The sequence below is a fragment of the Citrobacter sp. CK189 genome (assembly GCF_030333505.1).
Classification (GTDB): Bacteria; Pseudomonadota; Gammaproteobacteria; order Enterobacterales; family Enterobacteriaceae; genus Citrobacter_B; species Citrobacter_B koseri.
Map to the genome: position 1 here is coordinate 244,973 of NZ_JAOWFV010000038.1, position 25,041 is coordinate 270,013.

Sequence of the window (25,041 nt, forward strand, 5' to 3'; positions counted from 1 at the left end):
ACAACACAACAACGATAACGGAGCCGTGATGGCAGGAAATACACTTGGACAACTCTTTCGCGTAACGACTTTTGGTGAATCACACGGGCTGGCGCTCGGTTGTATCGTTGATGGCGTTCCGCCGGGCATTCCGCTAACGGAAGCCGACCTGCAACACGATCTCGACAGACGCCGTCCGGGAACCTCGCGTTACACGACCCAGCGTCGTGAACCGGACCAGGTGAAAATTCTCTCCGGCGTCTTTGAAGGCGTGACGACGGGCACCAGCATTGGCCTGTTGATTGAAAATACCGATCAGCGTTCACAGGATTACAGCGCCATTAAGGACGTTTTCCGCCCGGGCCATGCCGACTATACCTACGAGCAGAAATACGGTCTGCGCGATTACCGTGGCGGCGGTCGTTCTTCCGCCCGTGAAACGGCGATGCGCGTCGCGGCTGGCGCGATTGCTAAAAAATATCTGGCGGAGAAACACGGCATCGTCATTCAGGGGTGTCTGACCCAGATGGGCGATATTCCGCTTGAAATCAAAGACTGGCAGCAAGTTGAACAAAACCCGTTTTTCTGTCCTGATCCAGATAAAATCGACGCGCTGGATGAACTGATGCGCGCCCTGAAGAAAGAGGGCGATTCGATTGGGGCAAAAGTGACCGTCGTGGCAAACGGCGTTCCGGCAGGGCTTGGCGAACCGGTCTTTGACCGTCTGGATGCGGACATCGCTCATGCGCTGATGAGCATCAACGCGGTAAAAGGCGTGGAGATTGGCGATGGGTTTGATGTGGTCGCGTTGCGAGGCAGCCAGAATCGCGATGAAATTACCAAAGAGGGCTTCCTGAGCAACCATGCGGGCGGTATTCTCGGCGGTATCAGCAGCGGGCAACAAATTGTTGCACATATGGCGCTGAAACCCACTTCCAGTATTACGGTGCCGGGACGTACGATTAACCGCTTTGGTGAAGAAGTCGAGATGATCACCAAAGGGCGTCACGATCCGTGCGTTGGGATCCGCGCCGTGCCGATCGCTGAGGCCATGCTGGCGATCGTGCTGATGGATCACCTTCTGCGTCAGCGCGCGCAAAATGCGGATGTAAAGACTGATATTCCACGCTGGTAATCAATGAAAAAAACGGCACTCGCGTTGCTGGCTCTTCTGGTCAGCAGCGCCAGCCTGGCGGCAACGCCCTGGCAGAAAATTACGCATCCTGTTCCCGGAAGTGCGCAATCCATCGGCGGCTTTTCGAATGGCTGCATTGTTGGGGCAGACACGCTTCCCGTGCAGTCCGAACACTATCAGGTGATGCGTACCGATCAGCGCCGCTATTTTGGTCATCCCGATCTCGTGATGTTTATTCAACGACTGAGCACTCAGGTCAGCAACCTTGGATTTGGAACGGTGTTGATCGGCGATATGGGGATGCCTGCGGGCGGGCGGTTCAACGGCGGACATGCCAGCCACCAGACCGGGCTCGATGTTGATATTTTTCTGCAACTGCCGAAAACACGCTGGACGCAGGCGCAGCTACTGCGACCTCAGGCAATTGACCTGGTCTCCCGCGACGGCAAACATGTGGTGCCTTCGCTGTGGAAGCCGGAAATCTCCAGCCTGATCAAACTGGCGGCGGAAGATAACGACGTCACGCGTATTTTTGTTAATCCTGCCATTAAACAGCAGTTATGCCTGGATGCCGGAACCGATCGTGACTGGTTGCGTAAAGTGCGACCCTGGTTCCAGCATCGTGCGCATATGCATGTACGATTACGTTGCCCTGCCGACAGCCTGGAGTGCGAAGATCAGCCTTTGCCTCCGCCTGGCGATGGATGCGGCGCAGAACTACAAAGTTGGTTTGAACCTCCTGAACCTGGAACAACAAAGCCTGAGAAGAAGACACCGCCACCGTTGCCGCCTTCCTGCCAGGCGCTACTGGATGAGCATGTACTCTAATGGACAATTTTTTAAATCTGTTTATGGTGTCCCCGCTGTTATTGATTGTTCTTTTTTTCGTGGCAATGCTGGCTGGATTTATTGATTCGCTGGCGGGGGGAGGCGGCTTATTAACGATCCCTGCATTAATGGCGGCAGGCATGTCGCCAGCACAGGCGCTGGCGACCAATAAATTGCAGGCCTGCGGCGGCTCACTCTCCGCGTCAATCTATTTCATTCGTCGCAAAGTGGTCAATCTTGCCGATCAGAAACTCAATATTCTGATGACGTTCATTGGCTCAATGAGCGGCGCGTTACTGGTGCAATATGTCCAGGCGAGCATTTTGCGGCAGATTTTACCGGTGCTGGTTATTTGTATTGGCCTTTATTTCCTGTTGATGCCGAAACTCGGCGAAGAGGATCGTCAGCGTCGGCTTTATGGCCTGCCTTTCGCGCTGGTCGCCGGGGGCTGCGTCGGATTCTACGATGGCTTCTTCGGCCCGGCTGCCGGATCGTTTTACGCGCTGGCGTTTGTGACGCTGTGCGGGTACAACCTGGCGAAATCCACCGCCCATGCCAAAGTGTTGAATGCCACCTCGAATATTGGCGGCCTGTTGCTGTTTGCCATTGGCGGTAAAGTCATTTGGGCGACAGGTTTCGTGATGCTGATTGGCCAGTTTCTGGGCGCTCGTATGGGCTCGCGACTGGTGTTAAGCAAAGGACAGAAGCTCATTCGCCCGATGATTGTCATCGTCTCTGCGGTGATGAGCGCCAAACTACTTTATGATAACCACGGACGGGAGATTCTCCACTTGCTGGGGATGAACTAATGAACAGTACGCATCATTACCAACAGCTAATTGATATTTTTAACGGCTGCTTTGCCGACGATTTTAATACCCGTCTGATTAAAGGCGATGACGAACCAGTCTATCTTCCTGCTGATGTGGACGTGCCGTACCACCGGATTGTTTTTGCGCACGGCTTTTACGCCAGCGCGCTGCATGAGATTTCGCACTGGTGTATTGCCGGAAAGGCGCGTCGCGAGCTGGTGGATTTTGGTTACTGGTATTGCCCGGATGGGCGTGATGCGCAAACCCAAAGCCAGTTTGAAGACGTGGAAGTGAAACCGCAGGCCTTTGACTGGTTGTTTTGCGTGGCGGCGGGTTATCCGTTTAACGTCAGTTGCGACAATCTGGAAGGGGACTTCGAACCGGATCGCGTGGTATTTCAGCGCCGGGTTCATGCCCAGGTGATGGAGTACCTGGAAAAAGGCATTCCTGAACGCCCGGCCCGGTTTATTAAAGCGTTACAGAATTATTATCACACGCCTGACATTACGGCGGAACAGTTCCCGTGGCCGGAAGCGCTCAACTGAGGCCGACGCCACGTTTACAATGAGGAAAGAAGATGATCGCGGAGTTTGAATCACGCATTCTGGCATTAATCGACGATATGGTAGAGCACGCAAGCGATGACGAGCTGTTTGCCAGCGGATATCTGCGTGGCCACCTGACGTTAGCAGTTGCAGAACTGGAAGGCGGTGATGACCATTCCGCAGAAGCGGTGTATGCCAACGTCACCAGCAGCCTGGAAAAAGCGATTGGCGCAGGCGAGTTGTCGCCGCGTGACCAGGCGTTAGTGAAAGAAATGTGGGATAACCTGTTCCAGAAGGCCATTAACGCGTAGGCCGGATGCGTCGCCATCCGGCATTTTCACCTTGCCGGGTGGCGTTAACGTTCATCCAACGGATGGACTTATTTCACCGCTTTTCCCTTCAATAACTTCCGTACCCACAGACGATTCGGGTTTAACGCCGCCAGCGTGTCAGCATCCATCGGAATGGGCTCTTCACTCATTTGCGCCGCGAGAATTTCCGCACAGAGCGGGGCTGAACACAACCCGCGCGATCCGAGCGCTCCCAGCATAAACAAATCAGGATAAACCGGCGCGCGTTCGGCGGCGTCTTTCTGTCTGGCAAGAGCGGCGTATTGTGCGAGCGTTGCATCATAGTCCGGCACATTTCCGACCATCGGCAGATGATCGCGCGTGGCGCAGCGTACGCCACAGCGCGCTGCTTTTTCGCTGACATCAACCTCTTTTGCCCATGCGGCATTCGGGAAGCAGTCGATCAAGCGCTGGCGATTCTGCTGCTGATCGTCTTCACGATAGGCAGTTCCCTCACTGCCGCGATGGTAACTGGCGCCAATGCAGTGCTGATGAGTGGCAGGGTTTTGCGGCGTGAGGTATCCGTCGTAGCACAGCACCTGGCGTAATGCGGAAAGCGCAGGCGTCGTCGGGATATGGCTTACCTGACCAGCCACCGAATAGACCGGTAACGGAAGCGTCTGGTCAACGTGGTTAATCTGATGCCCGTTTGCCAGCACGACCACCTCATGTTCAACTGCCTTACCCTCTGCAAATTGCAACTGCCAGCCTGTGGCCTGGTGCGAAAGGGCGGTGAGCGTGTGTGTATAATGCCTCCGCAGCCCTTGTGTGGCCGCCAGCGCCAGCACCGCAGCGGTTAATTGTGCGGGGCACAGCCAGCCGCCAGCCGGATACGTTATTCCGCGACAGTGTGTCGCCACGCCTGTTTCCTGCTGCGCCTGGTCTGGATCTACAGCCACTGCGAGCGCATCGGGCAACGCCAGCGACAGCATCTGATCGATTTTATGCTGGCTCTTTTCGTCCCAGCCCAGTTGCGTGACGCCGCACCAGTCATGGTCGAAAGTCACCGGCAACGCGTCATACAGACGCCGCGCGAACGTAAACGCGCTCGGGAAAAAGAGGTTAATCGCCGCATCGTGTTTGCTGAGCAGGGGATAAAGCGCCCCCTGGCGATTGCCGGATGCGCCTTGCGCGGGCTGTTCATCTGAACAATAGAGCGTTACCTGCCAGCCGCGGCGCAGAAGCGCCAGCGACAGCAGCGCGCTGGCGATGCCGCCGCCGATGATTGCGACGTCTCGTTTGGCGCTGCCGCTGCGGGTGAACCACGGCGTCGGGGAGGGGGACGTCAGCGTGTGCGCCATGACGCCGCAAAGCATTTCACGCTTGCGGCCAAAACCTTTGCGTTTTTGCATCGTGAACCCTGCCTCCTGCAACCCCCGGCGCACGAATCCCGCAGAGGTAAACGTCGCCAGCGTTCCGCCGGGGCGAGCCAGTCGCGCCATGGTGGAAAACAGATTCTGCGTCCACATGTCAGGGTTTTTCGCAGGGGCAAAACCATCCAGAAACCAGGCGTCCACTTTCTGGTTCAGGGATTCATCCAGTTTCCCCGTCAGTTCATTAATATCGCCGAACCAGAGATCCAGCGTCACACGACCGTCATCAAGAATCAGGCGATGGCACCCGGCCAGCGGCAGCGGCCACTGTGCGTGTAGCTGCTGTGCCCAGGGGGCAAGCTCTGGCCAGTGTTGATGGGCTAAAGCGAGGTCGGCCTGCGTCAGGGGAAATTTTTCAAAACTGATAAAATGTAATCTTTGTAGCGTAGCCTCAGGGTGAGCGTCGCGAAACTGCGAGAACGCCTGCCAGAGCGTCAGGAAGTTAAGGCCAGTGCCGAAACCGCTCTCTGCCACCACGAATAATGGGCGAGGGTGCAGAGGAAAACGCTCCTCAAGCTGATTGCCGCCGAGAAAAACATAACGCGTCTCTTCCAGCCCATTATCATTGGAAAAGTAGACGTCATCGAAATCTCGGGAAACAGGTGTACCCTCAGCGTTGAATTCAAGGTTGGCAGGTTGTATAGCGTATTGTTTCACGTAAGTTACTCGTCTGACAGGCAGTGTCACGATCTTAGCGATGTGCGCCCGGAGGCGCAAATTTCCATATTAATTGGCTGATCGGACTTGTTCGGCGTACAAGTGTACGCTATTGTGCGAGTCGAATCTTAAAATAGTGCGACTTACAGAGGTATTGAATGAAACGTGCAGTGATTACTGGCCTGGGCATCGTTTCCAGCATCGGTAATAACCAGCAGGAAGTCCTGGCATCTCTGCGTGAAGGACGTTCAGGGATCACTTTCTCTCAGGAGCTGAAGGACTCCGGCATGCGTAGCCATGTTTGGGGTAACGTCAAACTGGATACCACTGGCCTCATTGACCGCAAAGTAGTGCGCTTTATGAGCGACGCATCCATCTATGCTTACCTTTCTATGGAACAGGCGATTGCTGATGCGGGTCTCTCTGTAGAAACTTACCAGAATAACCCGCGCGTTGGCCTGATTGCAGGTTCCGGCGGCGGCTCCCCGAAATTCCAGGTCTTTGGCGCAGATGCCATGCGTAGCCCGCGTGGTCTGAAAGCCGTTGGCCCGTATGTAGTGACCAAAGCGATGGCCTCCGGCGTTTCTGCCTGCCTCGCTACGCCGTTTAAAATCCACGGCGTGAACTACTCCATCAGCTCTGCTTGCGCGACCTCTGCGCACTGCATCGGCAACGCGGTTGAACAGATTCAACTGGGCAAACAGGACATCGTCTTTGCCGGCGGCGGTGAAGAGCTGTGCTGGGAAATGGCGTGTGAATTCGATGCGATGGGCGCACTGTCCACCAAATACAACGACGATCCGTCTAAAGCTTCTCGTACCTATGATGCGAACCGTGATGGTTTCGTTATCGCGGGCGGCGGCGGTATGGTTGTGGTTGAAGAACTGGAACACGCTCTGGCACGCGGCGCGCACATCTATGCGGAAATTGTCGGTTACGGCGCAACGTCCGATGGCGCTGACATGGTTGCACCGTCAGGCGAAGGCGCAGTGCGCTGCATGCAGATGGCGATGCACGGTGTTGACACTCCGATTGACTACCTGAACTCCCACGGTACGTCTACGCCGGTAGGCGACGTGAAAGAGCTGGGCGCAATTCGTGAAGTCTTTGGCGATAAGAGCCCGGCTATCTCCGCGACCAAAGCGATGACCGGTCACTCTCTGGGTGCGGCTGGCGTGCAGGAAGCTATCTATTCGCTGCTGATGCTGGAACACGGCTTTATCGCGCCGAGCATCAACATTGAAGAGATGGACGAGCAAGCGGCAGGTCTGAACATCGTAACCGAAGCCACCGATCGCGAACTGACGACCGTCATGTCCAACAGCTTCGGCTTTGGCGGCACCAACGCGACGCTGGTTATGCGTAAGCTGAAAGCGTAAATCTGAAGACGTTGGGCGGATAAGGCGTTTACGCCGCTATCCGACATCAACGTTTGCCTGATGGCGCTTCGCTTATCAGGCCTACAGGGGAGCCGATAATGGCTCCCTTTTTTATTGCTTGTTTTCGTATTCCTGCGCGATTTTTGCAGACCATGCCCTGGCGCGGGCAATGGCGCCTGCATCGTAGATCGGGTGTTCAAACTGGTGGGTAAGATCGCGTACCCGATAAATTTTCCATTGACCATTTTCCCGGCGAGTGTACACCATTAAATGGATAAGGCGGGTATCGGAATCGCCAAGCCATACATCCACTTTTTCACCTCCCAAAAAAGCACTGGCTGTTCCTGCGTGGAATTTAGCGATCCATTCCGGCGCGTAGTCCTGCACGTACATAAAGTAGTCTGACGCCACGATTTCCTGCTCATAATAATCGTCAATTTTCTTTAATCTGCGAATAATTTCAGTTGAAACATATTTTTCATAAATAGGATTGGTGTAATTGATAAGGCTCTTATCGTTATCGCTGGCGTATATTGCCATGTACTGGGGGTAGAATTGACTCACCATGTTACGACTACTTGTATCATTGTGAACATTACATGCGGATAACAGTAAAAGGATTAATGGGAGAATAAACCGCATTAGTTCCTCCTGTATATCGTATATTGTGGTTTTGCTGCTCTGTAACCAGGACCTGCCCACATATCACGTTGTTTGAAATCGGAATACCAGTCTTGTCCATCAAATATAGCCATATGACCGCTTGGGTTTCCTCCCTCATACGGTTGCAAAATGACAACATCACCTGCTCGCGGGGACTCATAAGGAGAGACGGGTCTGAAACCCGCGTGCATTAAAAGAGAACCATAATCTTTGGCGTGCCCAGTGTTCCCTATATCTATGCCTCCGGCACGGATTGCCTTTCGTGTATATTCAGCACATTTTTTGATTGAGTGTGTATGAGCGTGATGCTTTGCATAGTTTGCTGCTGTTCTTATATCCCAGACCATATTATATCCTTTGGGTGTTATTACGTGATCCGTTAATTAATTATCACTGTAATAATGGGCTATATAGGTAATATGTGCTATAAAAAAGTATTATAAATAATGTGATTGTATTTAATATGCCAAATAATATTGACCTGAAAAATACTTCTGGATTTATAGTGTTTTATTCTTCTGAACGCTGATGTGGTTCCTCATGACCAGAAATGTAGCGCGAAGGCCAAATCACATCTGGTGTGGTCTCCAGCGCCACCGCAATGATCAGCTCTGCTCTGGGCCAATGGCGGGTAAATACATTGCGTAACGAGTCGGGAGATAATCCAGCTGCTCGTGAAAGATCTCTGAGCGTAATTCCTCTTTTTTCCAGTGCACTTTTAATATCTGCACGATGCCAGTCTTGGCTTTTGTGTTCCATTCTGTAATCCTAAGAAGATGTGTTATCGGCGCCGATATTTTTCAGGCTATAAATTAGCGCGACAAAAAGAACGTTACTTTCTTTTTCATTATAAGAATATTGCCAGAATAAACCTGAAGTTTCGCGCAAAAGAAAAAATATTTTTATTTCATCAGGGAAAAGGAAAGAAACTGATGGCAAAAGAGTGGTTCACGGTTAAGGAGTGTCTTGCATTACCGGGGTTTCCAGGAAGTGTGCCTGCGGTTCGTGAACGTTTGAATAAGTACAGTGAGGGGAAAGAGAGTGTCAAACGTAAGCGTGCTAAATCGAAAGCTGAGGAGTACCATATTTCTGTTTTTCCTCTCTACCTCCGTCCTTATTTGAACGAAAATGAAGCAGTGCTAACGCTGGAGAATACCTTCGACCAGGAAGTGGAACCCAAAGAGATCTGGGATATGATATTCAGGCTACTGACGCCGGGGCAACGTATACAGGTGACCGGGCTGTTCAGGACAAAGGGAATCGATGCCGTCTTTCCCTTTCTGTTCGATGACAAGTCTTCGTTTTGATACAACTTCCTGAGACTTCAAGGTTGACAAGTTTAGCGACTCACAGGCAGACTTCACGCTCAACATTATCCCCATGATAATGCGTAAGCGTTTAACGTTATCCAACGCACCTTAATCCTGATGGTCAGGTGGAGGGGGCGTGGCATTTCCTCGCCTTACTCTGCATTCTGGAGTAACGCATGACAGCTGTATCCCAAAAAGAAAAAACACCTTCTGCGAATTTTTCGCTTTTTCGTATCGCTTTTGCGGTTTTTCTGACCTATATGACGGTCGGTTTACCGTTACCTGTAATCCCTCTTTTTGTTCACCATGAGCTGGGCTATGGCAACACGATGGTCGGCATCGCGGTGGGCATTCAATTCCTTGCAACGGTATTGACCCGTGGTTACGCCGGGCGACTTGCCGATCAATATGGCGCCAAACGTTCCGCGCTACAGGGGATGTTGGCCTGCGCGCTGGCGGGGGGCGCGTGGCTGTTGGCGGCGTTGTTACCTGTTTCTGTACCTGTAAAATTCGCGTTGCTGATCGTCGGGCGACTGATCCTGGGTTTTGGCGAAAGCCAGCTACTGACCGGAACTCTGACCTGGGGGATGGGGCTGGTAGGGCCTTCGCGCTCCGGTAAAGTGATGTCGTGGAACGGCATGGCGATTTACGGCGCGCTGGCTGCCGGTGCGCCGCTTGGTTTACTGATTCACAGCCATTACGGTTTTGCGGCGCTGGCAGGAACAACAATGGCGCTGCCGCTGCTGGCCTGGGCATTTAATGGCACCGTGCGTAAAGTACCTGCGCACGCGGGCGAACGTCCGTCGCTGTGGAGCGTCGTCGGCCTCATCTGGAAGCCGGGCCTGGGGCTGGCGCTACAGGGGGTTGGCTTCGCCGTTATCGGCACCTTCATTTCACTCTATTTCGCCAGTAAAGGCTGGGCGATGGCCGGTTTTACGTTGACCGCGTTTGGCGGCGCTTTCGTGCTGATGCGCGTGTTGTTTGGCTGGATGCCGGATCGCTTTGGCGGTGTGAAGGTGGCGGTTGCGTCCCTGTTGGTCGAAACGGCAGGGCTGGTGCTGCTTTGGCTGGCACCAGTGGCCTGGATTGCGCTATTGGGTGCGGCGTTAACCGGGGCTGGGTGCTCGCTCATCTTCCCGGCGCTGGGCGTTGAAGTGGTGAAGCGCGTACCTTCTCAGGTACGCGGTACGGCACTTGGCGGCTATGCCGCGTTTCAGGACATCTCCTACGGCATTACCGGCCCGCTGGCCGGGCTGTTAGCCACCTCATGCGGCTACTCTTCCGTGTTCCTCGCCGGGGCGATTTCTGCCGTCGTGGGGATTGTGGTGACGCTGCTGTCGTTTCGCCGGGGTTAAGACACCAGCCAGAACAGAATGAAGGCAACCGCCAGTGCGATAAAGATCAGCCCCGGTCGCGCCGTTACGGATTTGATGGTTTCAATCATCGGGGCGAACGGGCTGTATATCGGCTGAATGTGATGCGGCTCGGTTAACTCTCTTTCGCGCGCAACGCGGCGCAGGAAGACCTGGTTCAGCAGATCCTGAACCTGAGCGGTTGTCAGAATTGTATGCGGCAACGCCTGATATGTCTGCTGGGCGTAATCTCTTAACGCCGTGAATTCATTCGGCTCCAGCGGCAGTTTTAGCGCCGCCTGTAGCGTCTGTAGGGTGGGCGCGCTCTGGTTGCTGAGGGTCTGGCGCGCTTGCAGCCAGGTGACCAGGTGCGTGAACTGTTTTGCAGGGATCAGCTCGCCGCTTTTCACACCGGAAAGTTCCAGCATGGACTGCCAGATAAGTTTGCCCGATTCGCCCGTCGCGGCGGCCAGCTTCGTCACCAGTTGGTTGAGCGTATTATGCTCGGCAGGCAATAACGGTCTGTCGGTTGGCGGACGTTGTTGAGGCTGAGGAATGGAAAGTTGCCCCTGTTGCAGTAGCGTCAGCACATTCTTTAACTGCTCGGGCGTTAACTGGCTGAGCGCCGTCTGACCGTACTGTTGGCGAATAAAATCGCTGACGGCCTGACGGTTGTTCCCCTGGCTCAATAATTCCGTCAACTGCGAGAGCACCTGACGATTCGCGTGGTTCTGCTGAGCGACGCTCAGGCGTTGCGTGAGATTTTGTTCTGCGGCGGGGAAGTGACGCGACAGTAACGGCGTGTCGCTTTTTACGCCCAGATCGTGTTTCATTCCGGCCCAGACTTCCGCACTTTGCTGTTGCGTCAGCGAAATCAGACGCGTAATCAGGCGTTCCAGCACCGTGCGCTGCTGGGTGGATAGCGGCTGTTCTCCGGCAACGGAAGGCGCAGTCTGACCTTCACCGGGAGGGCGTGCGGGAGTACCGGAAATGGGTTGCATCATCACTTATCCTTAAACCATAAATCTTAGCAAAGTATGCCTGGCGGCCAGATTATGGCACACTTGCCCGGTTAACTCTCGTTCTCAAACAGGTACGCAGACGTGAAAATCCTCGTTGATGAAAATATGCCTTATGCCCGCGAATTATTTAGCCGTCTGGGCGAGGTCAAAGCGGTTCCCGGTCGCCCCATTCCCGTTGCAGAACTTGATGATGCGGATGCGTTAATGGTGCGTTCAGTCACCAAAGTGAATGAAGCGCTGCTTGGGGGGAAATCCATCAAATTTGTCGGCACCGCAACCGCCGGAACCGATCATGTGGATGAGGCGTGGCTTAAGCAGGCTGGCGTGGGGTTTTCAGCGGCGCCTGGCTGCAATGCTATCGCTGTTGTTGAATATGTTTTTTCCGCTTTACTGATGCTGGCGGAGCGTGACGGTTTTGCTTTAAGCGACCGCACCGTGGGGATTGTCGGCGTAGGTAATGTTGGCGCTCGCTTGCAGGCGAGGCTGGAAGCGTTGGGCATTCGCACTTTGCTGTGCGATCCGCCGCGTGCGGACCGGGGCGATGAAGGTGATTTCCGCTCGCTGGATGAGCTGGTCCAGGAAGCGGATATTCTGACGTTCCACACGCCATTGTATAAAGAGGGGCCTTACAAGACGCTGCACCTGGCGGATGAGGCGCTGATCGGGCGGCTGAAGCCGGGGACGATTCTGATTAACGCCTGTCGCGGCCCGGTGGTGGATAACACCGCGCTGCTGGCGCGCCTGAATGCCGGGCAGTCGCTGAGCGTGGTGCTTGATGTCTGGGAAGGGGAGCCCGATCTCAACGTGGCGCTGCTGGAAAAAATTGATATCGGCACATCGCACATTGCCGGTTATACCCTGGAAGGGAAGGCGCGCGGCACCACGCAGGTCTTTGAAGCCTATAGTACGTTTATCGGACGGGGGCAAAAAGTGGCGCTGGATACGCTGCTACCCGCGCCGGAGTTTGGGCGTATTACGCTGCATGGCCCGCTGGATCAGCCGACGCTGAAAAGGCTGGTGCATTTGGTGTATGATGTGCGCCGCGATGATGCGCCACTGCGTAAAGTCGCTGGAATTCCGGGCGAGTTTGATAAGCTGCGTAAGAATTACCTTGAGCGCCGTGAATGGTCTTCCTTGTACGTGATGTGCGACGATGCCAGTGCCGCCACGCTGCTGCATAAGCTCGGTTTCAACGCCGTTCATCATCCGGCCCATTAACATTCTTTTTGTCGCTCCCTGCATAGCGCGGGGAGCTTTGCTATTTCTGGAGTAAACCACCATGTCTGAAGGCTGGAACATTGCCATCCTGGGCGCAACAGGCGCCGTAGGCGAAGCCCTGCTCGAAACGCTGGCTGAACGTCAGTTCCCGGTCGGTGAGATTTATGCGCTGGCGCGTAATGAAAGTGCGGGCGAACATCTGCGCTATAGCGGCAAGTCGATCATTGTGCAGGATGTCGCTGATTTTGACTGGACGCAGGCGCAACTGGCGTTTTTTGTCGCTGGCGCTGAAGCCTCTGCCGCATGGGTTGAGGAAGCCACCAATGCGGGCTGTCTGGTGATCGACAGCAGCGGCCTGTTTGCCCTGGAACCGGATGTGCCATTAGTGGTGCCGGAAGTGAACCCGTCTGTGCTGGCTGATTACCGCAACCGCAATGTGATCGCCGTAGCCAACAGCCTGACCAGCCAGTTGCTGGCCTCGCTGAAGCCGCTGATTGATGAAGGCGGTCTGTCGCGCATTAGCGTCACCAGCCTGCTTTCTGCCTCGGCGCACGGGAAAAAAGCGGTGGATGCGCTGGCCGGTCAGAGCGCGAAACTGCTCAACGGTATCCCTATCGACGAAGATGATTTCTTTGGTCGTCAACTGGCGTTTAACATGCTGCCGCTCCTGCCGGACAGTGAAGGCAGCGTGCGCGAAGAGCGCCGTATCGTTGATGAAGTGCGTAAGATTTTGCAGGACGACGGGCTGATGATTTCCGCCAGTTGCATTCAGTCGCCGGTATTTTATGGCCATGCGCAAATGGTCAGTTTTGAAGCGCTGCGCCCGCTGGCGGCGGAAGAGGCGCGCGATGCTTTTTCTCGCGGTGAAGATATTGTGCTGTCTGAAGAAACTGACTTCCCGACTCAGGTGGGCGATGCGTCAGGCAATCCGCAGCTTTCTGTCGGCTGTGTGCGTAACGACTATGGCATGCCGGAGCAGGTTCAGTTCTGGTCGGTGGCCGATAACGTTCGCTTTGGCGGCGCGCTGATGGCGGTCAAAACCGCGGAAAAACTGGTACAGGAGTACCTGTACTGATGTCAGCAGTGGAACAACCGCCAGTTTATAAAATTGCGCTGGGCATTGAGTACGACGGCAGCAAATATTATGGCTGGCAACGCCAGAACGAAGTGCGCAGCGTTCAGGAAAAGCTGGAAAAAGCGCTTTCTCAGGTTGCCAACGAACCTGTTAACGTGTTTTGCGCCGGGCGGACAGACGCTGGCGTACACGGAACGGGGCAGGTGGTGCATTTTGAAACCACCGCGTTGCGTAAAGACGCGGCGTGGACGCTGGGTGTAAATGCGAATTTACCTGGTGACATTGCGGTTCGTTGGGTTAAAGCTGTACCTGAGGATTTTCACGCCCGGTTTAGCGCAACGGCTCGCCGTTATCGCTACATCATCTACAATCATCGGTTGCGCCCGGCGATTTTAGGTCATGGGGTTACGCACTTTTATGAGCCGCTGGACGCGGAACGTATGCACCGGGCGGCGCAGTGTCTGATTGGTGAAAATGATTTTACCTCGTTTCGCGCGGTACAGTGCCAGTCGCGTACGCCGTGGCGAAACGTGATGCACATTAACGTGACGCGTCACGGTGCATATGTGGTGGTCGATATCAAAGCCAATGCCTTTGTACATCATATGGTCAGGAATATTGTCGGTAGCCTGATGGAAGTAGGCGCCCACAACCAGCCGGAGAGCTGGATAGCAGAGTTGCTGGCGGCGAAGGACAGGCGGCTTTCAGCAGCAACGGCGAAAGCGGAAGGGTTGTACCTGGTTGCGGTTGATTACCCGGAACGGTTTGACCTTCCCAAAACGCCACTGGGCCCGCTGTTTCTGGCGGACTAATTTGAGTCGTATAAGGCATCAATATGGACCTGATTTATTTTCTGATTGATTTTATCCTGCACATTGACGTGCACCTGGCGGAGCTGGTCGCGGAATACGGCGTCTGGGTATATGCCATTCTGTTCCTGATCCTGTTTTGTGAAACTGGACTGGTGGTGACGCCGTTTCTGCCGGGGGATTCGTTGCTGTTTGTGGCGGGCGCGTTGGCGTCGCTGGAAACCAACGATCTCAACGTACATATTATGGTGATGTTAATGCTGATCGCTGCGATTGTCGGCGACGCGGTGAACTACACGATCGGCAGATTGTTTGGCGAACGGTTATTCAGTAACCCGAATTCAAAAATTTTCCGTCGCAGTTACCTTGATAAGACGCACCAGTTTTATGAGAAGCATGGCGGGAAAACCATTATTCTGGCCCGTTTTGTCCCGATTGTCAGAACCTTTGCGCCGTTTGTTGCGGGTATGGGACATATGTCTTATCGCCATTTTGCCGCGTATAACGTTATTGGCGCGCTTTTATGGGTGCTGCTCTTCACATATGCGGGGTATTTCTTCGGTACGATTCCTATGATTCAGGATAACCTTAAGTTACTGATCGTAGGGATTATTGTGGTGTCGATATTGCCAGGCGTGGTTGAAATCATTCGTCATAAGCGCGCTGCGTCGCGTGCCGCAAAATAGAAAGTAACTCAGCGGTTCGACCACTTTTTTATCCAAAGTTTCGGGCTGTTATGTTTTAATGTGCAACATTCATAGTCTGTTGGGGGCAAAAATGGCATTATGCGCTCCTGATAACAAAGCTGACGACTAAGGTTCAGGCAGAAAGGTCACTAATGAGCTGGATTGAACGAATTAAAAGCAACATTACTCCCACCCGCAAGGCAAGCATTCCTGAAGGGGTGTGGACCAAGTGTGATAGCTGCGGTCAGGTTTTATACCGTGCTGAGCTGGAACGTAATCTTGAGGTCTGTCCGAAGTGTGACCATCATATGCGCATGTCGGCGCGCAATCGCCTGCATAGCCTGTTAGATGAAGGAAGCCTTGTGGAACTGGGCAGCGAACTTGAGCCGAAAGATGTGCTGAAGTTCCGTGACTCCAAGAAGTATAAAGATCGTCTGGCTTCCGCGCAGAAGGAAACCGGCGAGAAAGACGCGCTGGTGGTGATGAAAGGTACGCTCCACGATATGCCGATTGTCGCGGCGGCGTTTGAGTTCTCCTTTATGGGCGGTTCTATGGGGTCTGTGGTCGGCGCGCGTTTTGTCCGTGCCGTTGAGCAGGCGCTGGAAGATAACTGCCCGCTGATCTGCTTCTCCGCTTCCGGCGGCGCGCGTATGCAGGAAGCGCTGATGTCGCTGATGCAGATGGCGAAAACCTCCGCTGCGCTGGCGAAAATGCAGGAGCGTGGTCTGCCGTATATCTCCGTGTTGACCGATCCGACAATGGGCGGCGTTTCCGCAAGTTTTGCGATGCTCGGCGATCTCAACATTGCAGAACCGAAAGCGTTAATCGGTTTTGCGGGCCCGCGTGTTATTGAACAAACCGTACGTGAGAAACTGCCGCCGGGATTCCAGCGCAGTGAGTTTCTGATTGAAAAAGGCGCTATCGATATGATCGTCCGCCGCCCGGAAATGCGCCTGAAACTGGCAAGCGTTCTGGCGAAGCTGATGAATCTTCCGGCGCCGAACCCGGATGCGCCGCGCGAAGGCGAGGTGGTGGTGCCGGTACCCGATCAGGAACCCGAGGCCTGATAATTTACTCTATGGATTTCGAGTTGCAGGAAGGCGGCAAGAGAGCGAATCCCGATGAGCTTGCACAGGCAAGTGATTCGGGTGAGCGAGAGCAGCCAACACACCTGCAGCTTGAAAGACGACGAGTACAAAAGGGCAGGGCCAGCTGGCGCTGCCTTTTGCTTTTCTCAACGTAATAAATTTACAGGCATCATGGACAATAAACGCATTCCCCAAGTCGCGTCGCCCCTGGCAGCGTGGCTTTCTTATCTGGAAAACCTGCACAGTAAAACTATCGATTTGGGTCTGGAACGCGTAAGCCGGGTTGCGGCGCGTCTGGGCGTGCTGAAACCCGCGCCGTTTGTCTTTACGGTGGCGGGCACTAACGGTAAAGGAACAACCTGCCGCACGCTGGAGTCTGTGCTGACGGCGGCGGGCTATAAAGTGGGCGTCTACAGTTCTCCGCATCTGGTGCGCTATACCGAGCGCGTTCGCGTGCAGGGGAACGAGTTGCCGGAGTCTGCTCATACCGCCTCGTTCGCCGAGATTGAGGCCGCGCGCGAAGACATTTCTCTGACCTACTTTGAATACGGCACGCTGTCGGCGCTGTGGCTGTTTAAGCAGGCTCAGCTTGACGTGGTGATTCTGGAAGTCGGGCTGGGCGGACGTCTGGACGCGACCAATATTGTTGATGCGGATGTTGCGGTAGTGACCAGTATTGCGCTGGATCATACCGACTGGCTGGGGCCGGATCGCGAAAGTATTGGGCGTGAGAAGGCGGGGATCTTCCGGGCGGAAAAACCGGCTATCGTCGGCGAACCGGAAATGCCGTATACCATCGCCGATGTGGCGCAGGAAACCGGGGCGCAGTTACAGCGTCGCGGCGTGGACTGGCATTATGATGTGACGGGCGACGGCTGGTCGTTTACGGACGGCGAAGGTACGCTGGCGAATCTTCCGCTGCCGCAGGTGCCTCAGCCTAACGCCGCCACCGCGCTGGCGGCACTGCGCGCCAGCGGGCTGAACATCAACGAGCAGGCGATTCGTGACGGCATTGCCCGGGCGATTTTGCCCGGTCGTTTCCAGATAGTGAGCGAATCGCCACGGGTGATTCTGGATGTCGCACATAATCCCCATGCTGCGGAATATCTGACAGAACGCCTGAAAATGTTGCCGAAAAACGGGCGTATACTTGCCGTTATCGGTATGCTACATGATAAAGATATCGCAGGGACGTTAGCCTGGCTGAAAAGCGTGGTCGACGACTGGTATTGCGCGCCGCTGGAAGGGCCGCGCGGCGCGACGGCGGAGCAATTGCTGGAACATCTGGGCAAAGGCACTGTCTATGACAGTGTCGCGCTGGCGTGGCATGCAGCGCTGGCAGAGGCGAAACCAGAAGATACCGTGCTGGTGTGTGGATCATTTCACACGGTTGCACATGTCATGGAAGTGATGGACGCGGGGAGAAGCGGTGGCGAGTAAGTTTCAGAATCGTTTAGTTGGCACAATCGTGCTGGTCGCTCTCGGGGTGATTGTGCTTCCCGGGTTGCTCGACGGGCAGAAAAAACACTATCAGGATGAGTTTGCGGCGATCCCGCTGGTGCCAAAGCCTGGCGATCGCGATGAGCCTGATATGATGCCAGCCGCAACACAGGCGTTGCCGACCCAGCCGCCTGAAGGCGCTGCTGAGGAGGTGCGTGCCGGAGATGCGGCAGCGCCGTCTCTGGACCCTTCCCGTTTTGCTGCGGAAAACAACGCCAGTTTCGATCCTGTCACCGCACCTGTTGAGCCGCCGAAGCCGAAACCGGTTGAAAAGCCGAAACCACAGCCGAAGCCGCAGCAACCGGTAGCGGCAACGCCGACACCGGCACCTGAGCCGAAACCTGCTGCTGAAGAAAAACCCGCGCCAACGGGTAAAGCGTACGTTGTGCAGTTGGGGGCGTTGAAAAATGCCGATAAGGTCAATGAGATAGTGGGTAAACTTCGTGGCGCGGGCTTCCGGGTATATACTTCTCCGTCAACGCCGGTACAGGGTAAAATAACCCGTATCCTCGTCGGGCCTGACGCCTCAAGAGACAAGCTGAAAAATTCTCTTGGCGAGTTACAGCAGATCTCCGGTTTGAGTGGCGTGGTGATGGGTTACAGCCCGAACTAAGCCACCGCTGCCTGATGGCGACGCTGCGCGTCTTATCAGGCCTACGGTGTACTGTTTTCCAGGCCGGATAAGGTGCTTGCACCGCCATCCGGCAATGCCCGAAGAGGCAAAAAGTTTGATGGCGTTGAATATTTTTTCAGCGCCATTTTTATTTACGCACGGGAAGGAAATCCCTACGCAAACGTTTTCTTTTTCTGTTAGAATGCGCCCCGAACAGGACGACAGGGCGTAAAATCGTGGGACACATATGGTCTGGATTGATTACGCCATTATCGCGGTGATTGGTTTTTCCTGTCTGGTTAGCCTGATCCGTGGCTTTGTTCGTGAAGCGTTATCGTTGGTGACATGGGGTTGTGCTTTCTTTGTCGCCAGCCATTACTACACTTACCTGTCTGTCTGGTTTACGGGCTTTGAAGACGAACTGGTTCGAAATGGGATTGCTATCGCGATACTGTTTATCGCGACGCTTATCGTCGGCGCTATCGTGAACTTTGTGATAGGTCAGCTGGTGGAGAAAACCGGCCTGTCGGGTACTGACAGGGTGTTGGGGATCTGTTTTGGCGCGCTGCGAGGAGCGTTAATCGTCGCCGCCATTCTGTTCTTTCTCGATACGTTTACCGGCCTGTCGAAAAGCGAAGACTGGAGCAAGTCGCAGCTTATCCCGCAGTTCAGTTTCATCATCAGATGGTTCTTTGACTATCTGCAAAGCTCGTCAAGTTTCTTGCCCAGAACGTAACGGTTCTGAGATGTGGCTTAACGAGGAAAAGACGTATGTGCGGTATTGTCGGTATCGCCGGTGTTATGCCGGTAAACCAGTCGATTTATGACGCGTTAACGGTGCTCCAGCATCGTGGTCAGGATGCCGCTGGCATCATCACCATTGATGCCAACAACTGCTTCCGCTTGCGTAAGGCAAACGGACTGGTGAGCGATGTTTTTGAAGCTCGCCATATGCAGCGTATGCAGGGCAATATGGGCATCGGGCATGTGCGTTACCCAACGGCTGGCAGCTCCAGCGCCTCCGAAGCTCAACCTTTTTACGTCAACTCGCCGTATGGCATCACGCTTGCTCATAACGGCAACCTGACCAACGCGCATGAGCTGCGTAAAAAGCTGTTTGAAGAAAAACGTCGTCACATCAACACCACGTCAGATTCTGAAATCCTGCTCAATATTTTTGCCAGCGAGCTGGATAACTTCCGTCATTACCCGCTGGAAGCCGATAACATTTTTGCCGCCATTGCCGCGACCAACCGCCAGATTCGCGGCGCGTATGCCTGCGTGGCGATGATTATCGGGCACGGTATGGTGGCTTTCCGCGATCCGAACGGCATCCGCCCGCTGGTGCTGGGCAAGCGCGACATTGGCGATGGCCGCACTGAATATATGGTTGCGTCCGAAAGCGTGGCGCTTGATACGCTGGGCTTCGAATTCCTGCGCGATGTGGCGCCGGGCGAAGCGGTGTACATCACCGAAAAAGGCCAGTTGTTTACCCGCCAGTGCGCGGATAACCCGGTCAGCAATCCGTGCCTGTTCGAATACGTCTACTTTGCGCGCCCGGACTCGTTCATCGATAAAATTTCCGTCTACAGCGCCCGCGTGAATATGGGGACGAAGCTGGGCGAAAAAATTGCCCGTGAATGGGAAGATTTGGATATCGACGTGGTGATCCCGATTCCAGAAACCTCCTGCGATATCGCGCTGGAAATCGCCCGCATTCTGGGTAAACCGTACCGCCAGGGCTTTGTGAAAAACCGTTACGTTGGCCGGACGTTTATCATGCCGGGCCAGCAGTTGCGCCGTAAGTCTGTGCGTCGCAAGCTGAACGCCAACCGCGCTGAATTCCGCGATAAGAACGTCCTTCTGGTGGATGACTCCATCGTGCGCGGCACCACCTCTGAACAGATTATTGAGATGGCCCGTGAAGCCGGCGCGAAGAAGGTCTATCTGGCTTCTGCGGCGCCGGAAATTCGCTTCCCGAACGTTTACGGTATCGATATGCCAACGGCAAATGAGCTGATTGCTCACGGTCGTGAAGTGGATGAAATTCGCCAGATCATCGGCGCTGATGGGCTTATCTTCCAGGATCTGGACGATCTGATTGAAGCTGTTCGCGCTGAGAACCCGGATATTCAGCAGTTTGAATGTTCGGTCTTTAACGGCGTGTATGTCACGAAAGACGTTGACCAGCAGTATCTCGATTATCTGGATTCCCTGCGTAATGACGACGTCAAAGCGATGCAGCGTCAGAACGAAGTGGAAAACCTGGAAATGCATAACGAAGGTTAATCTCTCCTCCCGGCAAGGGCGCGCAATCCGTGCCCTTGCTTGCAACGCCCCGTAAAATCCTGCAAAGTCAGCCCAGACGCAAGAAAGGGCAAAAATCATGAAACGACTCATTGTAGGGATTAGCGGCGCCAGCGGCGCGATTTATGGCGTGCGCTTGTTGCAGGTTCTGCGTGACGTGGCGGATGTGGAGACCCACCTGGTGATGAGTCCGGCTGCGCGTCAGACGCTTGCGCTGGAAACTGAATTTTCCTTGCGGGAGGTGCAGGCTCTGGCCGATGTCACCCATGATGCGCGCGATATTGCCGCCAGTATCTCTTCTGGCTCCTTTCAGACGGCGGGGATGGTGATTTTACCGTGCTCGATCAAAACGCTCTCCGGTATTGTGCACAGCTATACTGACGGACTTCTCACCCGTGCGGCGGATGTTGTCCTGAAAGAACGCCGCCCGCTGGTGTTGTGCGTGCGGGAAACGCCGCTGCATTTAGGACACCTGCGCCTCATGACTCAGGCGGCTGAAATTGGCGCCGTTATTATGCCACCGGTTCCCGCGTTTTATCATTGCCCGCAAACGCTGGATGATGTGATTAATCAGACGGTTAATCGTGTTCTGGATCAGTTTGATATCACGTTGCCGCACGATCTTTTCACCCGTTGGCAGGGCGCATAACGCTGCCCGTTCACAGTGCGTTTTTGCACAAATTGCCCTGTTTCAGGGCAATTTTGTAACCGCGATCATATCCTCAACATTTAATTCGCTAAAAGCGACCGAAACGCTGCGGTTCAACCGTCATACCTGCTATCTTCAACATCAGGACAATATTGCAACGTTTTATTAACATATTTAACGTCAAATAGGGACGCCGACGTGAAAATGGCATAAGACCTGCATGAAAAAGTCTGCAAACACACAACACAATGCAAAACATAATAAAATTACGCCACTTGAGGGTTATGTATGAAGAAGACAGTTCTCGCTTTGTCTTTGCTGGTAGGACTTTCCGCAACGGCGGCCAGCTACGCAGCGCTACCGCAGACGGTTCGTATTGGTACAGACGCGACATATGCGCCTTTCTCATCGAAAGATGCCAAAGGGGATTTTGTCGGTTTTGATATCGATCTGGGCAATGAGATGTGCAAGCGTATGCAGATCAAATGCACCTGGGTCGGTAGCGATTTTGACGCGCTGATTCCTTCCCTGAAAGCGAAGAAAATCGATGCCATCATTTCATCGCTCTCCATTACCGAGAAACGCCAGCAGGAGATTGCCTTCTCCGACAAACTGTATGCCGCCGACTCGCGCCTGATTGCCGCGAAAGGCTCATCTGTCCAGCCGACGATTGACTCGCTGAAGGGCAAGCACGTTGGCGTATTGCAAGGCTCCACTCAGGAAGCCTATGCGAATGATAACTGGCGCAGCAAAGGCGTGGATGTTGTGGCCTACGCGAACCAGGATCTCATCTATTCCGACCTGACGGCGGGCCGTCTTGATGCTGCATTGCAGGATGAAGTTGCGGCCAGCGAAGGGTTCCTCAAACAGCCTGCGGGCAAGGACTATGCGTTTGCCGGTCCTTCCGTGAAAGATAAAAAGTACTTTGGCGACGGCACCGGGGTTGGCTTGCGTAAAGACGATACCGAGCTGAAAGCGGCGTTTGATAAAGCGCTGAGCGATCTGCGTGCTGACGGCACCTACGACAAGATGGCGAAAAAGTACTTTGACTTTAACGTTTACGGCGACTGACAGGTTGCTGCGGGGAGTGTTGCGCACCGTTTTGGTTAACCATCACGGTGCGTGATGAGAGATTTGCACCATCATGGTGCGCTTGTCGCTGTCAAAATGAGCATGAATGCATACTTAAGCGCTTTTCATGCAAAATAAACCGGCTGACAGGGTAGAATGCTTTGCCTTGTCGGCCCGATTAATGGCACGATAACTGCACCTGGTCCTGTAAAGATCCCCTATAAAAGACAGTCTGTTGAGGATAGTTATGAAAAAACTGGTGTTGTCTCTTTCTCTGGTCCTGGCTTTCTCCAGTGCTACCGCAGCATTTGCAGCCATTCCGCAAAAAGTTCGTATCGGTACCGATCCGACTTATGCCCCTTTTGAATCGAAAAATGCACAGGGTGAATTGGTCGGTTTTGATATCGATCTGGCCAAAGAGCTGTGCAAACGCATTAATACACAATGTACCTTCGTGGAAAACCCGCTGGATGCGCTGATCCCGTCGTTAAAAGCGAAGAAAATCGATGCCATCATGTCCTCGCTTTCCATCACCGAAAAGCGTCAGCAGGAAATCGCGTTTACCGACAAGTTCTATGCAGCAGACTCTCGCCTGGTCGTCGCCAAAGATTCTGATATTCAGCCGACCGTTGAGTCCCTGAAAGGCAAGCGTGTTGGCGTATTGCAGGGCACCACGCAGGAAACGTTTGGTAATGAGCACTGGGCGCCGAAAGGCATTGAAATCGTCTCTTACCAGGGTCAGGACAATATCTATTCCGACCTGACGGCAGGGCGTATCGATGCCGCTTTCCAGGATGAAGTCGCAGCCAGCGAAGGCTTCCTGAAGCAGCCTGTAGGCAAAGATTACAAATTCGGCGGCCCGTCGGTGAAAGACGAGAAACTGTTCGGTGTGGGTACGGGTATGGGGCTGCGCAAAGAGGATAACGAACTGCGCGAAGCCCTGAACAAAGCATTTGCGGAAATGCGTGCTGACGGTACTTACGAGAAGCTGGCGAAAAAGTACTTTGATTTTGATGTTTACGGCGGTTAATCGCCGCTGGTGCAGATAACGCCCGCAGATTTTTGACGCGCTGATTTTATGCCTGATGGCGCTGCGCTTATCAGGCCTACAGAGATTTTGTAGGTCGGATAAGGCAAAGCCGCCATCCGGCATTTAACGGCTCGACTGAGATCAAAAGAGGCGTCTTACTCACCACACACGACAGGACAGGCAGCATGTTGTACGGGTTTTCAGGTGTTATTTTTCAGGGCGCGCTTGTCACGCTTGAGCTGGCCCTCAGCTCAGTTGTGCTGGCCGTGCTGATCGGTCTTGTCGGCGCGGGCGCGAAACTTTCGCAAAACCGGGTGACGGGACTTATTTTCGAAGGCTATACCACCCTGATTCGCGGGGTGCCGGATCTGGTTTTAATGCTGCTGATTTTCTACGGGTTGCAAATCGCGCTCAATGCGGTGACCGACGCGGTGGGAATAGGGCAGATTGATATTGATCCGATGGTCGCCGGTATTATCACCCTGGGTTTTATCTATGGCGCGTACTTTACGGAAACCTTCCGTGGCGCGTTTATGGCGGTGCCCAAAGGGCATATTGAAGCGGCGACGGCATTCGGTTTCACCGGTTCGCAAATATTCCGGCGGATTATGTTCCCGGCGATGATGCGCTACGCCTTACCGGGGATTGGTAATAACTGGCAGGTTATCCTCAAAGCGACGGCGCTGGTTTCGCTGCTCGGGCTGGAAGATGTGGTCAAAGCCACGCAGCTGGCCGGCAAGAGCACCTGGGAGCCATTCTATTTCGCCGTAGTGTGCGGGCTGATTTATCTGGTATTTACAACGGTTTCCAATGGTGTGCTGCTGTTCCTCGAGCGCCGCTACTCCGTGGGTGTGAAGAGGGCTGACCTGTGATCGAGATTATTCAGGAGTACTGGAAATCCCTGCTCTGGAGCGATGGTTATCGCTTTACCGGCGTGGCCATTACGCTGTGGTTGCTGATCTCCTCGGTGGTGATGGGCGGCATTCTGGCGCTGTTTTTGGCGATTGGCCGCGTTTCCAGCAACAAATTTATCCAGTTCCCCATCTGGTTGTTTACCTATGTTTTTCGCGGTACGCCGCTGTATGTGCAACTGCTGGTGTTCTATTCCGGGATGTACACGCTGGAGATCGTGAAAGGAACCGATCTCCTCAACGCGTTTTTCCGTAGCGGTCTTAACTGTACCGTTCTGGCGTTGACGCTGAATACCTGCGCCTATACCACGGAGATTTTCGCTGGCGCCATCCGTTCAGTACCGCACGGGGAAATTGAAGCGGCGCGGGCGTATGGCTTCTCATCGTTCAAAATGTATCGCTGTATTATTTTACCTTCCGCGCTGCGTATCGCGCTGCCAGCATACAGTAACGAAGTGATCCTGATGCTGCACTCAACCGCGCTGGCGTTTACCGCGACGGTGCCGGATTTGCTGAAAATCGCCCGTGATATTAACTCGGCAACCTATCAACCGTTTACCGCATTCGGCATTGCCGCTGTGCTGTATTTGATTATTTCGTATGTCCTGATTAGCCTGTTCCGTAAAGCGGAAAAGCGCTGGCTCCAGCACGTGAAACCTTCTTCAACGCACTGAGAATA

At 54.1% G+C, this 25,041-nt stretch carries 26 protein-coding genes and 1 pseudogene; 22 read left to right on the forward strand and 5 right to left on the reverse strand.

Annotated features, from left to right (window positions below; all coding sequences use genetic code 11):
• The first annotated feature begins 28 nt into the window (after positions 1 to 28).
• From aroC to OGV83_RS11130, 5 genes are read left to right on the forward strand one after another with little or no spacing between them, the layout of a single operon-like run.
• Positions 29 to 1,114 carry a chorismate synthase gene (gene aroC, locus OGV83_RS11110; RefSeq protein ID WP_012131439.1) on the forward strand — a complete coding sequence of 362 codons (1,086 nt, stop codon included), beginning with the start codon at positions 29 to 31 and terminating at the stop codon, positions 1,112 to 1,114.
• Positions 1,115 to 1,117: 3 nt separating this feature from the next.
• Positions 1,118 to 1,942: a penicillin-insensitive murein endopeptidase gene (gene mepA / locus OGV83_RS11115; RefSeq protein WP_012131440.1), complete on the forward strand. Its 825-nt coding sequence runs from the start codon at positions 1,118 to 1,120 to the stop codon at positions 1,940 to 1,942.
• Entirely contained in the window at positions 1,942 to 2,751 is an 810-nt protein-coding gene (locus OGV83_RS11120) for a sulfite exporter TauE/SafE family protein (protein ID WP_286463591.1), read from the forward strand. The genes mepA and OGV83_RS11120 overlap by 1 nt, the downstream gene beginning before the upstream one ends.
• Positions 2,751 to 3,299 carry an elongation factor P hydroxylase gene (locus tag OGV83_RS11125; protein WP_199971647.1) on the forward strand — a complete coding sequence of 183 codons (549 nt, stop codon included), beginning with the start codon at positions 2,751 to 2,753 and terminating at the stop codon, positions 3,297 to 3,299. Before OGV83_RS11120 ends, OGV83_RS11125 begins: the two co-directional genes overlap by 1 nt.
• A gap of 32 nt (positions 3,300 to 3,331) precedes the next feature.
• On the forward strand, positions 3,332 to 3,610 hold the full coding sequence (locus OGV83_RS11130; protein WP_012131443.1) for a YfcL family protein: 279 nt from the start codon (positions 3,332 to 3,334) through the stop codon (positions 3,608 to 3,610).
• A gap of 68 nt (positions 3,611 to 3,678) precedes the next feature.
• Here the strand turns inward: OGV83_RS11130 and mnmC are convergent, their stop codons facing one another.
• Positions 3,679 to 5,679, reverse strand: a complete 2,001-nt coding sequence (gene mnmC / locus OGV83_RS11135) for a bifunctional tRNA (5-methylaminomethyl-2-thiouridine)(34)-methyltransferase MnmC2/FAD-dependent 5-carboxymethylaminomethyl-2-thiouridine(34) oxidoreductase MnmC1 (protein ID WP_286463592.1) — start codon at positions 5,677 to 5,679, stop codon at positions 3,679 to 3,681.
• 158 nt (positions 5,680 to 5,837) lie between these two features.
• Here mnmC and fabB point away from each other — a divergent pair, with 158 nt between their 5' ends.
• Entirely contained in the window at positions 5,838 to 7,058 is a 1,221-nt protein-coding gene (gene fabB, locus OGV83_RS11140; protein WP_047462293.1) for a beta-ketoacyl-ACP synthase I, read from the forward strand.
• Positions 7,059 to 7,169: 111 nt separating this feature from the next.
• On the opposite strand, the gene OGV83_RS11145 is transcribed toward fabB, so the two are convergent.
• The 3 genes from OGV83_RS11145 to OGV83_RS11155 form a co-directional block, all read right to left on the reverse strand.
• Positions 7,170 to 7,700: a YqhG/Tai3 family protein gene (locus tag OGV83_RS11145; protein ID WP_115181361.1), complete on the reverse strand. Its 531-nt coding sequence runs from the start codon at positions 7,698 to 7,700 to the stop codon at positions 7,170 to 7,172.
• The gene (locus tag OGV83_RS11150) at positions 7,700 to 8,068 is read right to left on the reverse strand and encodes a hypothetical protein (protein ID WP_286463593.1); all 369 of its coding nucleotides are present in this window, start codon (positions 8,066 to 8,068) and stop codon (positions 7,700 to 7,702) included. The genes OGV83_RS11145 and OGV83_RS11150 overlap by 1 nt, the downstream gene beginning before the upstream one ends.
• 163 nt (positions 8,069 to 8,231) lie before the next feature.
• A complete protein-coding gene (locus tag OGV83_RS11155; protein ID WP_047462299.1) occupies positions 8,232 to 8,480 on the reverse strand; it encodes a helix-turn-helix domain-containing protein in 249 nt (82 codons plus the stop codon).
• 173 nt (positions 8,481 to 8,653) lie between these two features.
• Here OGV83_RS11155 and OGV83_RS11160 point away from each other — a divergent pair, with 173 nt between their 5' ends.
• Both OGV83_RS11160 and OGV83_RS11165 read left to right on the forward strand, forming a co-directional pair.
• Entirely contained in the window at positions 8,654 to 9,028 is a 375-nt protein-coding gene (locus OGV83_RS11160; RefSeq protein ID WP_047462303.1) for a MerR family transcriptional regulator, read from the forward strand.
• A gap of 179 nt (positions 9,029 to 9,207) precedes the next feature.
• The gene (locus OGV83_RS11165) at positions 9,208 to 10,386 is read left to right on the forward strand and encodes an MFS transporter (RefSeq protein ID WP_047462305.1); all 1,179 of its coding nucleotides are present in this window, start codon (positions 9,208 to 9,210) and stop codon (positions 10,384 to 10,386) included.
• Here OGV83_RS11165 and flk read toward each other — a convergent pair.
• Entirely contained in the window at positions 10,383 to 11,384 is a 1,002-nt protein-coding gene (flk, locus tag OGV83_RS11170) for a flagella biosynthesis regulator Flk (protein ID WP_049008705.1), read from the reverse strand. The genes OGV83_RS11165 and flk overlap by 4 nt on opposite strands.
• A 102-nt stretch (positions 11,385 to 11,486) precedes the next feature.
• On the opposite strand from flk, the gene pdxB reads away from it, so the two are divergent.
• The 14 genes and pseudogenes from pdxB (at position 11,487) to hisM (ending at position 25,036) form a co-directional block, all read left to right on the forward strand.
• Positions 11,487 to 12,623: a 4-phosphoerythronate dehydrogenase PdxB gene (pdxB, locus tag OGV83_RS11175; RefSeq protein WP_115625760.1), complete on the forward strand. Its 1,137-nt coding sequence runs from the start codon at positions 11,487 to 11,489 to the stop codon at positions 12,621 to 12,623.
• Between the two features lie 61 nt (positions 12,624 to 12,684).
• Positions 12,685 to 13,698, forward strand: coding sequence for an aspartate-semialdehyde dehydrogenase (locus OGV83_RS11180; RefSeq protein WP_110493997.1), 1,014 nt, complete (start codon positions 12,685 to 12,687; stop codon positions 13,696 to 13,698).
• On the forward strand, positions 13,698 to 14,510 hold the full coding sequence (gene truA / locus OGV83_RS11185; RefSeq protein WP_012131451.1) for a tRNA pseudouridine(38-40) synthase TruA: 813 nt from the start codon (positions 13,698 to 13,700) through the stop codon (positions 14,508 to 14,510). Before OGV83_RS11180 ends, truA begins: the two co-directional genes overlap by 1 nt.
• Positions 14,511 to 14,533: 23 nt before the next feature.
• Positions 14,534 to 15,193, forward strand: a complete 660-nt coding sequence (locus OGV83_RS11190; RefSeq protein ID WP_012131452.1) for a DedA family protein — start codon at positions 14,534 to 14,536, stop codon at positions 15,191 to 15,193.
• Positions 15,194 to 15,345: 152 nt separating this feature from the next.
• On the forward strand, positions 15,346 to 16,260 hold the full coding sequence (accD, locus tag OGV83_RS11195; RefSeq protein ID WP_286463594.1) for an acetyl-CoA carboxylase, carboxyltransferase subunit beta: 915 nt from the start codon (positions 15,346 to 15,348) through the stop codon (positions 16,258 to 16,260).
• A gap of 192 nt (positions 16,261 to 16,452) precedes the next feature.
• Positions 16,453 to 17,721: a bifunctional tetrahydrofolate synthase/dihydrofolate synthase gene (gene folC / locus OGV83_RS11200; protein ID WP_286463596.1), complete on the forward strand. Its 1,269-nt coding sequence runs from the start codon at positions 16,453 to 16,455 to the stop codon at positions 17,719 to 17,721.
• A complete protein-coding gene (dedD, locus tag OGV83_RS11205; RefSeq protein ID WP_104868403.1) occupies positions 17,711 to 18,394 on the forward strand; it encodes a cell division protein DedD in 684 nt (227 codons plus the stop codon). Before folC ends, dedD begins: the two co-directional genes overlap by 11 nt.
• A gap of 247 nt (positions 18,395 to 18,641) precedes the next feature.
• The gene (gene cvpA / locus OGV83_RS11210; RefSeq protein ID WP_012131456.1) at positions 18,642 to 19,130 is read left to right on the forward strand and encodes a colicin V production protein; all 489 of its coding nucleotides are present in this window, start codon (positions 18,642 to 18,644) and stop codon (positions 19,128 to 19,130) included.
• A 35-nt stretch (positions 19,131 to 19,165) separates the two neighbouring features.
• A complete protein-coding gene (gene purF, locus OGV83_RS11215; RefSeq protein ID WP_012131457.1) occupies positions 19,166 to 20,683 on the forward strand; it encodes an amidophosphoribosyltransferase in 1,518 nt (505 codons plus the stop codon).
• A gap of 91 nt (positions 20,684 to 20,774) precedes the next feature.
• A pseudogene (locus OGV83_RS11220) lies at positions 20,775 to 21,350 on the forward strand (UbiX family flavin prenyltransferase); the annotation flags it as partial.
• 288 nt (positions 21,351 to 21,638) lie between these two features.
• Positions 21,639 to 22,421, forward strand: a complete 783-nt coding sequence (argT, locus tag OGV83_RS11225) for a lysine/arginine/ornithine ABC transporter substrate-binding protein ArgT (protein WP_012131460.1) — start codon at positions 21,639 to 21,641, stop codon at positions 22,419 to 22,421.
• Positions 22,422 to 22,668: 247 nt separating this feature from the next.
• Entirely contained in the window at positions 22,669 to 23,451 is a 783-nt protein-coding gene (hisJ, locus tag OGV83_RS11230; RefSeq protein ID WP_012131461.1) for a histidine ABC transporter substrate-binding protein HisJ, read from the forward strand.
• Between the two features lie 185 nt (positions 23,452 to 23,636).
• The gene (locus OGV83_RS11235) at positions 23,637 to 24,323 is read left to right on the forward strand and encodes a histidine ABC transporter permease HisQ (protein ID WP_134769199.1); all 687 of its coding nucleotides are present in this window, start codon (positions 23,637 to 23,639) and stop codon (positions 24,321 to 24,323) included.
• A complete protein-coding gene (gene hisM / locus OGV83_RS11240; protein WP_012131463.1) occupies positions 24,320 to 25,036 on the forward strand; it encodes a histidine ABC transporter permease HisM in 717 nt (238 codons plus the stop codon). Before OGV83_RS11235 ends, hisM begins: the two co-directional genes overlap by 4 nt.
• The last annotated feature ends 5 nt before the right edge of the window (positions 25,037 to 25,041 follow it).

What these genes read in the sequence shown, in the direction of transcription:
- OGV83_RS11120 (WP_286463591.1), top strand. Translation starts at nt 1,942, where the DNA reads ATGGACAATTTTTTAAATCTGTTTATGGTGTCCCCGCTGTTATTGATT.
- cvpA (WP_012131456.1), top strand. Translation starts at nt 18,642, where the DNA reads ATGGTCTGGATTGATTACGCCATTATCGCGGTGATTGGTTTTTCCTGT.
- OGV83_RS11150 (WP_286463593.1), bottom strand. Translation starts at nt 8,068, where the DNA reads ATGGTCTGGGATATAAGAACAGCAGCAAACTATGCAAAGCATCACGCT.
- OGV83_RS11145 (WP_115181361.1), bottom strand. Translation starts at nt 7,700, where the DNA reads ATGCGGTTTATTCTCCCATTAATCCTTTTACTGTTATCCGCATGTAAT.
- argT (WP_012131460.1), top strand. Translation starts at nt 21,639, where the DNA reads ATGAAGAAGACAGTTCTCGCTTTGTCTTTGCTGGTAGGACTTTCCGCA.
- OGV83_RS11235 (WP_134769199.1), top strand. Translation starts at nt 23,637, where the DNA reads ATGTTGTACGGGTTTTCAGGTGTTATTTTTCAGGGCGCGCTTGTCACG.
- OGV83_RS11155 (WP_047462299.1), bottom strand. Translation starts at nt 8,480, where the DNA reads ATGGAACACAAAAGCCAAGACTGGCATCGTGCAGATATTAAAAGTGCA.
- OGV83_RS11130 (WP_012131443.1), top strand. Translation starts at nt 3,332, where the DNA reads ATGATCGCGGAGTTTGAATCACGCATTCTGGCATTAATCGACGATATG.
- folC (WP_286463596.1), top strand. Translation starts at nt 16,453, where the DNA reads ATGGACAATAAACGCATTCCCCAAGTCGCGTCGCCCCTGGCAGCGTGG.
- OGV83_RS11125 (WP_199971647.1), top strand. Translation starts at nt 2,751, where the DNA reads ATGAACAGTACGCATCATTACCAACAGCTAATTGATATTTTTAACGGC.
- OGV83_RS11160 (WP_047462303.1), top strand. Translation starts at nt 8,654, where the DNA reads ATGGCAAAAGAGTGGTTCACGGTTAAGGAGTGTCTTGCATTACCGGGG.
- accD (WP_286463594.1), top strand. Translation starts at nt 15,346, where the DNA reads ATGAGCTGGATTGAACGAATTAAAAGCAACATTACTCCCACCCGCAAG.
- flk (WP_049008705.1), bottom strand. Translation starts at nt 11,384, where the DNA reads ATGCAACCCATTTCCGGTACTCCCGCACGCCCTCCCGGTGAAGGTCAG.
- mepA (WP_012131440.1), top strand. Translation starts at nt 1,118, where the DNA reads ATGAAAAAAACGGCACTCGCGTTGCTGGCTCTTCTGGTCAGCAGCGCC.
- aroC (WP_012131439.1), top strand. Translation starts at nt 29, where the DNA reads ATGGCAGGAAATACACTTGGACAACTCTTTCGCGTAACGACTTTTGGT.
- truA (WP_012131451.1), top strand. Translation starts at nt 13,698, where the DNA reads ATGTCAGCAGTGGAACAACCGCCAGTTTATAAAATTGCGCTGGGCATT.
- fabB (WP_047462293.1), top strand. Translation starts at nt 5,838, where the DNA reads ATGAAACGTGCAGTGATTACTGGCCTGGGCATCGTTTCCAGCATCGGT.
- OGV83_RS11180 (WP_110493997.1), top strand. Translation starts at nt 12,685, where the DNA reads ATGTCTGAAGGCTGGAACATTGCCATCCTGGGCGCAACAGGCGCCGTA.
- OGV83_RS11190 (WP_012131452.1), top strand. Translation starts at nt 14,534, where the DNA reads ATGGACCTGATTTATTTTCTGATTGATTTTATCCTGCACATTGACGTG.
- hisJ (WP_012131461.1), top strand. Translation starts at nt 22,669, where the DNA reads ATGAAAAAACTGGTGTTGTCTCTTTCTCTGGTCCTGGCTTTCTCCAGT.
- OGV83_RS11165 (WP_047462305.1), top strand. Translation starts at nt 9,208, where the DNA reads ATGACAGCTGTATCCCAAAAAGAAAAAACACCTTCTGCGAATTTTTCG.
- purF (WP_012131457.1), top strand. Translation starts at nt 19,166, where the DNA reads ATGTGCGGTATTGTCGGTATCGCCGGTGTTATGCCGGTAAACCAGTCG.